A 15,658-nucleotide genomic window follows, 5' to 3' on the forward strand; every position below is an offset into this window, starting at 1 on the left:
CAGCGATTCAATTACAAAACACCGGCAGCTGTATTCTATGAAAATATGGCATTGGCTGCCTAATCAAAACGCGAAAGGAGATTTATCTAAAAATTTCTAATTTCGTGTCTTGACAAGCGTGTACATTATACTCTTTCCAACTGCCCAAATCTGTTTTAGAAAGGATGTATCCACATGAAAACACGATTAAAACACCGACTATCGCTAATCTTCGTCGGTTTGGTCTGTTTGATTGTCATGTCCCCGATCACTTGGGCAAATGACATGGCTCCACCCTTAACTGCTCCATTAAATCCGGACTTTGTGCAATACCAGACTGACCTGGCTGCCGGTGAAATTAGCACCGCTACCACGGATGGGTATGGACTCGGCCACATTCCTGCGCCGCTTAACCGAGTGGATAGTCTTAAGGAAAACAGCTTTGATACCTCAGCCACCCTTCCCATCAGTTATGATCTGCGCACCACCGGCCGGGTTACAGCAGTACGCAATCAAGGACAGTGGGGAAGCTGCTGGACCTTTGCCAGTCTGGGTTCTTTGGAATCCTACCTCAAACCGATAAAAACTGAGGATCTTTCCGAAAATAACATGATGTGGAATCATGGCTTCGATTATGGACCCAATGATGGTGGTAACAGCGACATGGCTACTGCCTACCTGGCACGCTGGAGTGGTCCGGTCAGTGAAAGCAGCGATCCTTACGACTCGACTAAAAAAACTGGTCTGACTCCGATTCATCATGTACAGCAGATAGACTACCTCCCTAAATCTCAGGTTGCTGTTAAAGAAACGATCATCGCCGGTGGTGCTTTGTCCACCTCCATCTTTGCCGATGCCTTTGACTTTCCCAGTTACTATAATGAGCAGTCATTTGCCCTTTACTACGATGGCTACGCCCAAACAAACCACGATGTCGCTATTGTCGGATGGAATGATAATTTCGACCGTAACCTTTTTAGCAAGATTCCACCGGGTAACGGCGCCTGGATTGTCAGAAATAGCTGGGGCACCGATTGGGGTGACGGTGGCTATTTCTATCTTTCTTATTATGACACCTATGCTGCCAATAACGTGGTGGCCTTCCATAGTGCTCAGTCCACTAGTAATTACAGTCGGGTCTACCAATTTGATCCCCTTGGTAACACCATGTCCCGGGGTTATGCCACCGGTGACCAATCTTCCTGGGGAGCTAATATTTTTTCCGCCGTTGCCAGCGAAAACCTTACTGCCATCAGCACCTATTCATTAAGCCCCAACACCACTGCAGAAATAAAAATCTATACCAACGTCTCCCCTGACAATCCCAGCAGTGGTCAATTAAGAGCAACGCAAACGACAACCTTTACCAATCAAGGCTACTATACTGTTGACTTAAACACCCCGGTGAACCTGACGGCTTCTCAATTGTTTGCGGTGGTAATTAAATATACCACACCCCAATCGGATTATCCTGTTCCGGTTGAAGCACCGGTACCTAACTACAATAGTGGTGCCTCAGCTAATTTCGGGGAGAGCTTTATCAGTTCTGTCGGAACCGGCAATTGGTATGACATTGGTTACTACGATGATTCAAATGTTTGTATCAAAGCCTTCACTGGCGGACAAAGCGTTACCCTCCAAACGATTGCTATTACAAAACCCGCCAATAAACTGATTTATCAAATCGGAGAATCTCTTGATCTAGCTGGTCTGGAGGTTACCGGAACCTACAGTGATGGCAGCACCCGGGTAGAAACTGTCACAACGGCCAACGTTACCGGTTTTAACAGCGCCCAAGCCAGTGCTAATCAGGTACTGACCGTTACCGTGGGCGGCAAGACGGCCACCTATACGATTCAGATCAAAACTGCAACTGAGCCAACGGTTAATTGTTATTACCGTACCCATGTTCAGAACATTGGTTGGCAAGGCAACCGTTCCAATGGCGAAATAAGTGGCACTTCAGGCTATGGCTACCGTCTCGAAGCGATCCAGATGCAGCTTGGTGAAACTAACTATGACCTCGGCATTGCCTACCACACCCATATCCAGAATATCGGTTGGGCACCCTGGCGCTATGACGGTGAGGTCAGCGGTACCACTGGCTACGGCTATCGCCTTGAAGCCATCGAGATTCAGTTAGTCGGTGCCGATGCTGATCGCTTTGATGTCTATTACCGTGTTCATTGTCAGAACTTTGGCTGGATGGGTTGGGGTAAAAATGGCGAGATGGCCGGCACTTCCGGCTATGGCTATCGACTCGAAGCAATCCAGATCGAGGTCGTCCCCAAGGGCACTTATGCCAGTGGTTATGACGATAGTGATAACGGCGAACCGTTTTTGGAAATGAATTGATAAAAATCACCAAACAAAAAAGCAACGACGATACGTCGCTGCTTTTTGTTTGGTATACTAGCTAATTGGTTCGAGTGTATAATCTGTCCAACTATTAAAGCCAGTATAAATAGCAGGGTATTTGATAGTGGTAATGGCGGAGCCGCTCGTCGGCGGAATAGCAGCCGTTCCCAACGTCGGGGCATCCCCGTTAAAGGTAAAGGTTCGGGCTATCGGGGTTTGAAAGTCAGTCAAAGCGAATGCCGTATTTCCAATGGTTTGCAATCCGACGGGCAAATCGATGGTTGTTAGCCCCTGACAACCATAAAAAGCTGAGATTGGAATGCTGGTGACCTGACTTGGAATCGTAATAGCCGTTAATCCCGTGAAATAAAAGGCATTGATACCGATTGTTGTTAGGGAAGCCGGCAACGTCAGGGTTCGTAAATCACTACAGTCACCAAAGGCGTAGTCGCCAATTGAGGTAACCGTGTCTGGCAGTACGATACTGCTCAAGGCATAGCTTCCCATAAAACTTGAATTACCAATAATTGACAGTTGGGAACCAGACTTAAATGTGACCGTTGTCAGATTTGCGCAATTTTTAAAAGCTATTGCACCAATACTGGTTACCCTCGCGGGGATGGTTACCCGAGTTACACCACTATTATAAAAAGCAGAGGCCCCAATAGCGACAACATCCGCCGGTGTTCCATTAACGTCTATCGTGTCCGGAATCACCACATCCTTATTATCGCCATAATATTTGGTAATGGTGGCTTTGTTGTCGGTAACTAATACGTCATAACCCTCGGTCACTGTCACTGTGCAATTTTTAAAAAATGTATGATTGGGAGTCGTCGCTTTAATGGTTGCCGTTCCTTCGCTGATCCCGGTAACCAACCCGTTGACATCCACCGTGGCCACCGCGAGATTGTCAGACATCCACACCAGCGTCTGGTCGGTGGCATTGGTCGGTTCTACCGAAGCGTTCAGCTGAGCCGTTTTGGTCACCCCCACCGACAGGGTAGCTTTATCCAGAGTGACCCCTGTTACTTCAAAAGCCGGAATCCGCTCTGATTTTACTTCCGACAGCAGCGATTCACCGTGGACATCCTGAGCCTTGACAGCGAAATAATAGAGCTGCCTAGGCTCCAACCCGGTTTCGATTTTTGCTTTTGCTTCGGTCACAGGGGTAATAGTAGCATCTGAAAGATCACCTTTTTTACTAAAATAGACCTGATAGCCCGTTGCATTGGTAACTGCTGCCCAGCTTAAATCAACCGTCGGGGTGCCGGTATTGGTGGCCGTCGGGTCAGTCAGAGTTGGTTTTTCTAGAATAACCGCTTTGGTATACCCAGCCCAATCCACTGTTGAAAAGCCGATATAATTCTCATAATACTTGATCGTCGGAATGTGAGTAACGGTGATCGGAATCGCACTGGCACCTATCGCCCCCGGCACATCGCCCCGGAAGGTATAGCTGCGGCTGGCTGGTGCTTTGCCCGCATCAAAACCAAAGGTAGCATTCCCAATCGAAATGACCCCTTTAGGGATCTCGATATCCGTCAACTTGGAACAGTTATTAAAGGCTTCAGTCCCGATGGCGGTCAGTCCCGATGGTAGCGTCACACTGGATAAATTGCTGCACCCGGAAAAGGCCTGATCAGAAATGGCGGTAATGGTCAACCCGCCAATGGTTTCCGGGATCACAATGTCCGTGCTGCTGCCGTTCATCCCGGTGATCGTGCCGATGCCATCCGCGGTTTTGGTCACCTTAAATCTGGTCACGGCTACGGTGCAATTAGCCGACTGCGTCCCATCAGCCGACGTGGCGGTAATGGTAGCCTCCCCTTCGGTGTTGGCACTCCCGGTGACCTTCCCGGTGGCATCCACCGTGGCAATGGTGGTATCGCTGGTTGTCCAGGTGACCGTTTTATTCGTCGCATCCGCCGGTGCTACCGTGGCCGCCAGGGTTTCAGTATCATTGAAAGACAAGATCAAAGCCGATTTATTCAGACTTACCGCGGTAACAGCAATCGGCCCCGGGGGTGTTCCCCCACCACTGCCGCCGCCACTATCCGGCGTCGGAAAGACCGGTGGAATCACCACGCCCGGTTCCACCGTAACGGCACCTGGTTTCTTGTCAAAGACCACTCCGTCGGCTTTAACCTCGGCTTTGACCACATTGCCCTGACCTTTAACCGCCGCTTTGCCATCCAGCACCAGATCACTGACCGTGGTACCGGCCGCGACGGTTACCGTACTACCGGCGGCCCCGGCACTCACCGTCATCGTCCCGATAGTGGTGGTAGCGCCCTGGGTGGTCACGGTCATGTTGGGGGCATTGACTTCCACGCTGTCAAACTTACCTTCCAAAATAATCGTTTCCCCGGTAGCGTCTTCAGCGATCACGACCGCCAGCCCATCTACATCCGTGGCCACAATCCGCACGGCTCCACTGGCGGTTTTCTCCATGATAATGCGGCTGTACGCACCGCCGTTGATCTTAATGCTGTTAACCCCGCCGCCGTGGACAACGGTATCGCCCTTAACTGTGACGTTGTTCAGGGTGACGTTGCCGTCCCCCACGGCCTCACTAATGGTCAGATTACCCTGAATCAGCAGATTCTGGAGAGTTACCCCATCGGCTGCGACAATTACATCACCGGCCACTGTTTCAGTGCCAGTGGTCGGGCCGTAAGTACCGACCTTGTCATAAACCGTCGGCTCAATTGGTTCCGGTGGATCAACCGCGGTTTTAACTACCTGTACCAGCAGCGCTTCCAGACGCAGCGAACTCCCGACCGTGCCTAACTGCGCACCATCGGCCAGCCACTGGGTTTTATCAGCCGGCAAATCGCCAACATTCTGAACATGGCCGCGATACTGAACGCTGTAATCCGTCAACGCTTTCCCGGCGCGATCAGTCAAAACAATCTTGACCGCTTCAATTCGCAGGCCGTCCCCCCGAGTACCGGCATAGGCACCGTCTTTGGGCCAATCGGCGGAATCGTTCTCGTCATACAGCCAGCCCTTATTCTGAACATGGACGTTATAACGCAATTCCATCCCCTCGGGAACGGTTCCCGTCAACTTAATTTCAAAGCCCTCAATCCGCTTGCTCTGACCAACCGTGCCGATGATTTCGGGACTGTCGACCCAGCTGCCGTCAAGTGGGTAATCGCCCTGATCTTGAATGTGGCCCCGGTAGGAAACTCCCACGGGATTATCAGCAGCCCAAGCCGTTAGCGGTAACCATAAAAAAAGTATTGTGATCAAAGCACACTGGTAAACAAATTTATTATTCATTTTTCTCCTGCCATTCTCATCTATTTAAAATATTGTCTTAATTTTACCACTTCTATAAAAACCATTCTATCTTTTAAATGGCGTATTTTTAATGTAAAAAGGAGTAGATTTTTAAAATCAACAGTCAACACTATAACAACCCGTTCTTAACTAGCAAAAACCCGCAGTCCAAAAACTACGGGTTCATGTAATACAACCAAAGCTGTGTAATTAATTCAACGCTGATCATAAATTAAACAACTATCCGGTTTATTCAGTCTTTACCAGCATAATCTTAATCCCTTCCAGTCGCAGCCCCTGACCCGCCGTTCCGGCGATTTCACCAGATTTAAACCAACTGCTGCTGTCGTCTTCATCCCGCAACCAGCCCTGATTCTGTACATGTACCGTGTAAAGAAGGATATAGCCGGAGAGATCTTCAAGGGTCAGACAGATATTTTCAAGCCTCAAGCCCTGCCCGCTGGTACCGGCAGCGGTGCCCATGGTAAAGGGACCCAGATCCCCCTGATTCTGTACATGTGCTGCGGTTTCTATACTGGCTCCTTCCGGCACATCGCCGATAAGCTCGACCTTCAGTGCCTCCAATCGTTTGGACTGTCCGGAGGTGCCAGATAAACCCCCTTCAGTAACCCAGTCGGTTTCCCAGCCGATGTCCTGGATATGGGTGAGGTAGCGAATTCCAATTGCTTCCTCTAGCTCTTTACCAATCATCACTTTCAGGGTCAAATCCTCGTAATTGGCCATTGACACCTTAATTGAAATCGTTGCCCCGGTTGTCATCTGATTATTAGCCATTTCGGATACATCATAGCGAACGGCTGCTACATCCTGCCGTAACCAATAGCTAAGCTGACCATTCTGATCGACCTCTGGAGTATTCCCCAGTAGCTGATCGGGATCAGATACCCCGATGATTTCAAACTGAGTTGCACCCCGGTTTGATGGTAGCCCCTCCGCCAGTAAAGCTACACCACCAGACTGATCGTCGGGCGGGATTATGGTTATATCGGCTGGCGGCGTAGTCACTGCCTTGGTAACAGTCACTTGTGCTTGAGTCTGGTAATCTGTGTAACCAGGACAAGTTATCTTTATACATAAAGGATAGCTGCCAGCTCCGGTCATTACCGGCGGGATCGTCGCATAGGAAAGACCATCGCCGCTGTAATAAACCGTGGCCCCTGGCGGCAATCCGGCGATATCAATCGCCAGATGACCTTCGGCATCAAAGGAAAGCGGATGGGTACTTAAACTAACTTCCGGAAGCGTCGGGCTCACCACCCCACCAGTACCGCCACCAGTGCTGGCCGGATTGACCGTCAGTACACCCGGCTTATAGGTGATCAAGTAGTTTTCATTGCCACCACTGACAACACCTCCGCTGGGGGTAATCGGATAGTTGCCCGCTATTCCCTTAGCAATATCGTTTTTTAGATAATCACAGGCAAAACTAACCCCTGTCAGGGTATCACCCTCAGCCAGATCAGGGGGACTATACGCATCGGCTGGCCGTTCGCTACCGGCTGTGATGGTCTGGTTTTGGGCCTTGACCTCAATCGGTCGCGGTAGAATGTTAAAAGAAATCGGCCCCAAATTCCCAGTATAAGTTGGATTCTCAGTTGGCACAAAAATATCCAACTGAAAGCTGCCCGCCTTGGTCGGAGCGATACTGCTGTCGTAACTGTCACCATCTGTGCTATGGTAACGATAGGTTAGCGGCCCGGGATCGACCGCCTGGCCACCCGCATCACTGATTGTCACACTTCCCGCTGGCAACAGTGGATTACCATCATAGGTTTTATTACTAACTGAGATACCGTCAATTATCAGGGTTTGCTTATCAATCAGATTTATTTTCACACTAACTGTAATTGGGTCGTAATTGTTGCTGTCAATAATAACTGGAATCGTTGCCGTATCACCAACCGCCCCTCCCTTAATACGATAGTTAATACAGCCATCAACGCCAATACTAGGTGTTCCGTCTAGAATGCCCTGGTTATCGCTGAGTGTGCCCAGAACATAGTTACTCGTCCCCCGATTAGCTGGCAACAAGGTTGTTACGTCAATACTCTCGTCGAGATTGGTGATACCATAAGTATAATTTTTTTCAACCGGTGCCACTGTGGGGGCACTGGCCTTCGTGACGATGGCAGTCAGCTTTCCACATAAAAAATCATAGTGATAAAAGTCACTGATTTTAACATAAACATCAACACTGTCAACCTCATTCATCTCTGGCAACGTATCTGAAAAGCTGCCCTCTTGACCGGTTGAGCTGTAGGTTATGGCGGCTCCTTCCGGGGCACCACTGACAGTTACAAGCGAATGGTTGCTACCGTCAAAGCTTTCGTTATAAGGGGTTACACTTACCCCGCTAAAAGCCTCGCGTTTTATGGCGGTAAAAGTCACATCGTTGCTGCCGACCTGATAATTACTGTCGGTAAAGGGGGCCCCATCAAGGGTTAAGGCATAATCAACTGACTGGAGGGTGCTGACGCTATCGTTCTGATTGTGATAGCTGATCAGATCAGCTGTAGCATCTGAATAATCAAATATTATCCGATAGACCTTTTTATCGGACTGGGTGCTTAAAACCGGTCGCGGATCAGCACTTCCAGTTAAGGTCTGACCCCAACTAAGGCTTGACTGGCCAGCCTGCAGGTCGTAGCAGACCTCACCATTGGTAAAACTGGTCGTATCTTTTCTGGCCGTTTCGGTGTCGATATCAGTACTATTACTACCAATGCCATTACTCGCTGTATTTTTCAGATAATAGCAATTTAAAACCGTTACAGACGAACTTTTTTGACCAATAATCGATCCCTGCTTACACTTGGTACCAAAGCTAGCAAAAATAATTGCTCCGCTATTGTAGCAATCACTGGTCGATCCAAAAAATGAGTCACCGCTAATCCCGCCAATTTCGATATTATAATCATTAACATCCGAACTGGTACTTTTTACTGTACCAGTGTTAAAGCAGTTAAGCATAATACCTTGCTGAAATCCGACAATGCCCCCAATACTGCCCTTAACCCCCGTTACTGTTCCACTATTGGAACAGTTTTCCAAGTTGCCCATAAAAGTCCCGGCGATCCCGCCAACCCGTTGTGTGCCGCTGACGGTGGCGGTATTATGACAATTAATGATCTGACTGCCAGAATTGGCCAACCCGATAATTGCTCCGACATCATATCCACCGCTGATCGTTGAATCTGTAAGTGTCAGATTTTTAATAGTCCCGGTACTCATGCCAAAAAGACCGCTAAAGTCATTGCCGAAGCTCAGGTAAAGCCCGCGGATGACATGGTTCTGACCATCAAAGACACCCTGATAACGATAGCTGATGTTTTTACCAATCGGCTTCCAGGGATTGGTCTCAGTATTGCTGAGTGCGATATCCGCTGTCAATTTGGCATTGACAACACCATTAGCTGGGACAGCATTGACAAAATCCGAAAAGGCGGTCAAGTCAACCCCATCACTAATAAGTACCGTGGCATCTGACTCAGTTTCCAAGCAATACAGGCTGGCACTGCTGCTCTCACTCCAGCTGCCGCTCTGGTCTTCCTGAACATAAAGGATATGAGTCCCCCGGGACAATGGCCCACTGGGACTAAAGCTGGTTTCCGTCGTCGCCTGCCAGTCTGTTTCATTATCAAGACTATAGCGATAACTGCTAGTCATGCCAGTCCATGACCAGGTCGCCGTTTTATCGGTCGTCACCGCCGCTTTCGTACTGACCGTTGGCCCAGCCGCCAACACCGGTCCTCCACCCCACAAAATAACAAGTCCAATTGCCAATCCTAAAATAAGCTGCTGCAATTGTTTCATCTTTTCACCTTCCTATTTTATCATTTCGCATCATTTAACTTCTGGATGATTTAAACTTATATTTTTTTATAAGAATATCCTAACACATAAGTTGCCGATGAAAAGGCGTAGTTTTCTACTAAAAAGGCGTATTTCCACATTGCTTTTTTAAACCGTTCTTTAACTGAAAAGAAACCGCTAGCCTCAGGCTGTCATTTTTGGTTGATTTAAACGAACGGCGGCTGTTTTTTTTCGTAGCCAATCAACGTGTACTGATTTCTACCATTTACACCATCGCCGTAAGCGGTTATACTAATTCTAAGTAAGCATTTCTTATTATCGATAGGCTGTTGTTCTTATTGGGATAACGGCATCATCGTGCCAGGTATTTATTTTACCTCAAACTATTTCATTGCTATTTATACACCTAAGGAGGAAACCCTATGTCCGTTATCCAAAACATGATCCAAACATATAATCTCGTTTATCAGGTACAAAAAGATTATCCCCTGGAAATCATCGTCACCACCGATCTTTATCATGAGCGGCTAAAACTGGCTAATACCAAATGCGACCAGGCTATTATTAAAGCATCCAAACAAGAGCTTGATGACAGCCTAAAACTGCTGGTACTACCCGATGAGCAGGATGATCATTACTATTTACTACTCCATGAAGATCTTTTTGATGAAACCCAGCAATACGGCCAAGCCATTGCCTACGAATACACCCGATTGATTGACTTTGCTGATATTAAAGAAAAATACGGTGTTGCTAATTTGCGGGCCGCCCAATTCCCCGATTCCGCCTGTTTTTTATTCTTGGCCGAAGTCCGGGCCTGGTTCCGGGGGTTTTACCTTTACTACAACCTGACCAGCGTTGAAAACAAAGCGGTACTTTTTTCTTATCTCTGTGGTACTGTCCCGGAATACGAAAGCCTGCTTTCTTTTGATCTGACTGCCCACATGCAGGCATTAGCCGAATTCTATGGACAAGCTCTGGCCATCGGGTCCTATGTAAATTTCGATGTGAGCCTCCCGGATTACTTAAAACGCCATCACGTCCATGAGCTGCTTAAAGCTGTCCAAGACAATATTAACACGATCAGCATCTTTGAGAATTACGATGCGATCCATAAGGCCTATGAGGATTTTATTCAGATCAAATCCAAGGAAACGGCCCCCCATGTTCACAGCCACACTTGCAACCATACCCACCACGATCATTAAATTTTATCTTCCCATTGTCTGGCGTAAGCCGAAAGCGATGTCTGCTACACTTTTGAAACTGCGAAATAGGTTGAATTAATCTGGATAACACAGTACAATTAAGTCATACTGCTGTATCGTTATACTACCGTACCGACCAATTGTTAAACGCTTGTTCGCTGCGGGATCGGATAGTAAAAGCAACTTATCAAAGAGACGAAAATCGCAAAATTCTGGAGAAGAAATTGGAAATAACAACGCACAAAATTATCTGTACAGAAAAGACATTTAATATCAGTGAAGTCATCCGACAAAAGAGACTAATGGCTTATTTTCAACCCATTATGTCCGTCACTGGGAGAAAAATATTGGGATTGGAAGGCTTGATCCGGGGGATTATTCCGGGTTCAACCCAAATTATTCCACCAAAGCTGCTTTTTGACGCTGCTGCTAAAGTCGGGCTGACGACCCCACTGGATCGGGCTTGCCGGGATGCAGTTCTTACTGCCTTCCGGGATTATCATCAGACAAATCGGGACTTGCTCTTATTTCTCAACCTGGACACGGCCATCATCGATAAGGTGGGCGGCTCCAATTACCTTTGGGAACAAGTTAATAGCAGCGGCATCAGTCCTAAAAATATCGTCATCGAAATCAATGAGTCAAAAGCTATGGACGCCCAAGGCTTGACCCAATTTGTGACCACCTATAAAAACAAGGGCTTTTTGATCGCTCTGGACGATGTCGGTGCCGGTTTTTCCAATATGGACCGTATCGCCGGCTTAAAACCAGACATCGTCAAAATTGACCGCTCCATTATTGCGGATATCGATCGCATTTATCACAAGCAGGAAGTCTTTAAATCGCTGGTAAATCTGACTAATAAGATTGGTGCCCTGATTGTCGCCGAAGGGGTGGAAACCCGGACCGAAGCGATTCAGGTGTTAAAATTGGGCGGTCAGGTAATCCAGGGTTTCTATTTTGCCAAACCCAGCGATGATTTTGTTCTCAAAGCTGAACTGATTGCTAAAACCGCTTTGGTGGTAGACAACTATAAAGCCCTGTTGCTCCAGGAGCTGGAGGATTACAATCAGAAGTGTATGGCTTACACCCAAACCGTTAATGGGATGATCAAAGCTCTGGCGGTGGTGGATCACCCCAATGAATTTGACAACCAGCTCCTCCAATGCCTGATCCTCACAGAAGCGGTGGATTGTGCCTATGTGCTGGATGAATCCGGAATTCAATGCAGCGACACAATTGGTGCCAAAAACATGGGTGCCTGCGAAAAACTGGTGTTTCATTCTGCTAAGATGGGGGTCGATCACTCAATTAAAAACTTCTATTATAATCTGATCAAACGCAAACAGGATACCTACATTTCCGAACCCTATGTCTCGATGGCTACCGGGAATCTCTGCATCACCTATTCCCGGGTTTTTCGACTGGCAGCCAAAAAATACATCCTCTGCGTCGATTTTTTGGAAACCCAGCAACCCCTCCCTGTTAGCCCTTAAACGGCATAAAAAAGATGAACCCGCGGGTTCATCTTTTTTTATATTGGCTGAAATCGACCTTCGCCGGGATCTGCTGTCCGGTGAGATCGTTAAAATAGTTATAGGCTGTTTTATCGGTAAAGCTGCCGTCTGAAAAAAGAATATTCTTTTTCATTTTTACCTGAAGCTCATAAAGAATCCGGGTCAGTTCCTCGGCTTCAGCTTCATCCATTATAAACTTAATCCCATACTCAAAGAGATTGCCCTCCGCTTCCTGGCTCCAAACTGGGGTCCCCAAGGCAATGATTTCTTTTCCTAAAAGAGTCGTGCTAAACTTGAGGGTGAAATCCCGTTCCAGTGGAAACTGGATGTTGGATATAAAGCAAAGCCCACCGGGACCAATATTTTTAATCAGGGCCTTTGAATTTCCCACGTTCATTTTTTTGTCTTTAATTCTCAAAATTGTCAGATCTGTTCGTAATAGATCACGAAAGGCCTGTCTGAAATAGCGTCGCCTTTCAACTCGGGGTTTAAATGTTGTGTTGCTGAGAACCGGTCGGCACTTTCCTTTTTCCAGCAGTTCATCAATTTTCAAAAAGGGAACGGGTCGTGAGTAAAGGTATCCCTGCCCTGAAAAACAATTATTTTCTCTGAGAAATGAAAGCTGATCCCAATTCTCGATACCTTCGCAAACCAGTTTAATGCGCAACTCCTTGGTCAGATTAATAATCGCCTGGGCAATGATGGCTGTTGTCCTATCTGCCATAATATTCTTTAAAAAGGACGCATCCATTTTTATGATATCAATATTAAAGTACTGCAAGTAACTTAGCGAAGAATAACCGGTACCAAAATCATCCAGTGCGACTTGAATACCCGCCGACTGGAGTTTTTCAATATCATCAATGGCTTTATAAGCATTTTCGATAATCAGGCTTTCAGTCAGTTCGACGATCAGATATTTGGGATCCATCTCATATTCTGCTAATATAGCGGTAATATTGTTGACAAAATCACGCTCGTAAAACTGGATGCTGGAGAAATTAACCGAAACATAGACTGGTTCGTAGCCCTTCATCATCCAATAACGATGATCTTCACAAACTTTCCTAAGCACCCATTTCCCCATTTCTACAATGGCGCCGGTTTCTTCGGCCAGGAAAATAAATTCTTCCGGCGAGACAATTCCCCAATCCGGATGATTCCATCGAATCAAGGCTTCAACGGCTAAGATCCCATTGTTTTTTATCCGTACCATGGGTTGATAAAAAACCATAAACTGATCGCGTTTAACGGCCATCCGTAAATCGTGGCGCAGTTGGAGCTGTTTATAGTTTTGGATGTTGAGCTCTGAGGAATAAAACCGATAGCCGTTTTTGCCTTCTTTTTTAGACCAAACCAGGGCGATGTTGGCATACTGAACCAACTGTTCAATTTCATCCGGCGCTTGAGTTTCTGTCGTCAACTCGTCCTCTTGCTCCCCGTCTTTTGCTTGTATTTCGAGCGGATAAACACTGACTCCCACATTCACATTGACATCAAATTCATAGATATCTATTTTAAAGGGACGGTCAAAAAAATTGATAACTTCCAAAACTCTGGCTTCGTAGGACTCCAGGTTAATTAATTTCTCAATGACAATGGCAAACTGGTCTTCCGAATACCGAGAAATCAGGGTATCTTTTCCCAAAAGCCCCCGTAGTCGCATGACAATCTGAACAATCAGCTGTTGCCCGACATTAAATCCCATCGAATGATTGATTTCTTTAAACCCTTCAAAATCCAGCATTAACACAATCAGGCTTTGCTGGTCAATTGTCGCTTTTAGGCATTTTTCAGCTAGCTCTTTTTTAAACTGATTTTGTTTGGGCAGAGAGGTTGTTTCATCATAGGATGCCAGCTTTTCTATTTTCCGTTGCATGATGATGCGATCAGTTACATCCCGAAAATCCAGAACTAATCCCTGAATAATGGGATGATCCAGAAAATTCTGGATATGAACCTCAAGGTAAATTGGCTTCTCGGTTTTTCTACCAAAGGTTATAATCCCCGTTTCCGGGCTCTCTTTATTTTCCATGGCGCTATGAATCAGGCCCTTTAAATAAGCCGCTTCATCGTGGTCATAATAGTTATAGACACTTTTACCGATCATACTCCCGGGATTGTAATTAATAACTTTTTGAGAGGTATCACTGATATATTTAATAATGCCATTCTCGTCAATAATCTCAAAAACCATCCCGGACTCCTGAATGAGCATTCTTGTTCGTTGCTGTATTTTGTCGATCTCCTGCTGTTTGGTTTCGATGGCGCGTTCGAACTCTTTTTTTTCGGTAATATCCTGGATGGTCCCGTAAGCCCGCATCATCTGACCGCTTTCATCAAGCTTAAATTCTGCTACTTGAAAAACATCACGAAAGGTCCCATCTTTTCTAATTACCCTAAATTCAAGTTCAAAAGGATCTTCAGTTAACTGACCAGACATGGAAGCAATAATGATATCACGATCTTCAGGATGCACCCGGTTCATGAAATCCTCAAAGGTCCCTTCAAATTCCCCGGCTGTGATGCCAAAAATGCGGAGCGCTTCATTTGACATGAAATTCTCCTCCTTCCTGACATTCATTTCCCAGCTTCCAATTTTTGCCAGTCGCTGCGCTTGCTCAAGATTTTTTTTAATAAAAATAATTTCATTTTCCAGTTTTTTTATCTCAGTGATGTCCTGGATGGTTCCTACCAGATCTGTATTAAGTCCATCTTTGTTCTTAATGGGTTCCCCTACCAGACGCAGGTATTTAATGGTCCCGTTTCTTAATTGAATCCGGTATTGGAGATCAAATTTTTCACGGGCTAACCGTTTTTGGGTTAGCTCTTCTAAAACACAACGATCTTCCGGATAGGTGAAGTCAATTAATTCAATAACGGTCCCTCTAAACTCTTGTGGTTTGAGATCATAAATTCGATAGATTTCGTCAGACCAGAAGAGTTCATTTTTTACCGCATTGTATTTCCAACTGCCTAAGCCAGCAACCTTTTGGCCTAAATTCAGGTTCTCACCCAGTTCTTTTAAACTGTTTTCAATAATTTTTTCACTGGTAATATCCTGAAGCGCACCAATAATTTTTTTGGGCTTACCCATTTCATCCACCAGGGTTCGGGTTTTTTCTTTGACAAATTTTTCATTTCCCTGGCCAGTGATAATTTGATACTCCAGTTCCTGATCCTTTCCCAAAAATGCCAGCTCACGTGAATTCTTTACCTTGCTCACATCTTCTTTGCTGACATATTGAAAATAAGACTCCGCATTTTCTCCTAATTGATCAGGAGCTGTCTCAAAAATACGATAATACTCATCGGTAAAATAGACCGTATCATTCCCAATTTCGTAGGTCCAACTTCCCGTTTTCATCATTTCCTGAGCATGACGACGATTCTCGAGGTACCATTGATCCTTTTCCGGTAAAGTTGACGATTCTTTTAATTTTATGCGATTAAATAAGTTATCTAACGCCATCC

The 15,658-nt window shown here is 46.2% G+C and carries 6 protein-coding genes; 3 read left to right on the forward strand and 3 right to left on the reverse strand.

Annotated elements, in window-relative coordinates; translation table 11 throughout:
- The first annotated feature begins 174 nt into the window (after positions 1–174).
- Complete coding sequence (locus tag U2P91_RS12450) at positions 175–2,334, forward strand: lectin like domain-containing protein (protein ID WP_111887033.1); 2,160 nt, start codon at positions 175–177, stop codon at positions 2,332–2,334.
- Between the two features lie 57 nt (positions 2,335–2,391).
- Here the strand turns inward: U2P91_RS12450 and U2P91_RS12455 are convergent, their stop codons facing one another.
- Both U2P91_RS12455 and U2P91_RS12460 read right to left on the reverse strand, forming a co-directional pair.
- Positions 2,392–5,625, reverse strand: coding sequence for a leucine-rich repeat protein (locus tag U2P91_RS12455; RefSeq protein WP_111887034.1), 3,234 nt, complete (start codon positions 5,623–5,625; stop codon positions 2,392–2,394).
- A gap of 249 nt (positions 5,626–5,874) precedes the next feature.
- Positions 5,875–9,459 (reverse strand): MBG domain-containing protein, encoded by a 3,585-nt coding sequence (locus U2P91_RS12460; RefSeq protein ID WP_322519758.1) that lies wholly within the window; start codon positions 9,457–9,459, stop codon positions 5,875–5,877.
- A gap of 422 nt (positions 9,460–9,881) precedes the next feature.
- Between U2P91_RS12460 and U2P91_RS12465 the strand changes: the two genes are divergently transcribed.
- Both U2P91_RS12465 and U2P91_RS12470 read left to right on the forward strand, forming a co-directional pair.
- Positions 9,882–10,667 (forward strand): hypothetical protein, encoded by a 786-nt coding sequence (locus tag U2P91_RS12465; protein ID WP_111887036.1) that lies wholly within the window; start codon positions 9,882–9,884, stop codon positions 10,665–10,667.
- Between the two features lie 224 nt (positions 10,668–10,891).
- Positions 10,892–12,163: an EAL domain-containing protein gene (locus U2P91_RS12470; RefSeq protein ID WP_111887037.1), complete on the forward strand. Its 1,272-nt coding sequence runs from the start codon at positions 10,892–10,894 to the stop codon at positions 12,161–12,163.
- 28 nt (positions 12,164–12,191) lie between these two features.
- On the opposite strand, the gene U2P91_RS12475 is transcribed toward U2P91_RS12470, so the two are convergent.
- On the reverse strand, positions 12,192–15,656 hold the full coding sequence (locus U2P91_RS12475) for an EAL domain-containing protein (RefSeq protein WP_111887038.1): 3,465 nt from the start codon (positions 15,654–15,656) through the stop codon (positions 12,192–12,194).
- Between the last annotated feature and the right edge of the window lie 2 nt (positions 15,657–15,658).

The organism is Acetobacterium sp. K1/6, assembly GCF_034438075.1.
In the GTDB taxonomy this organism is placed as follows: domain Bacteria; phylum Bacillota; class Clostridia; order Eubacteriales; family Eubacteriaceae; genus Acetobacterium; species Acetobacterium carbinolicum.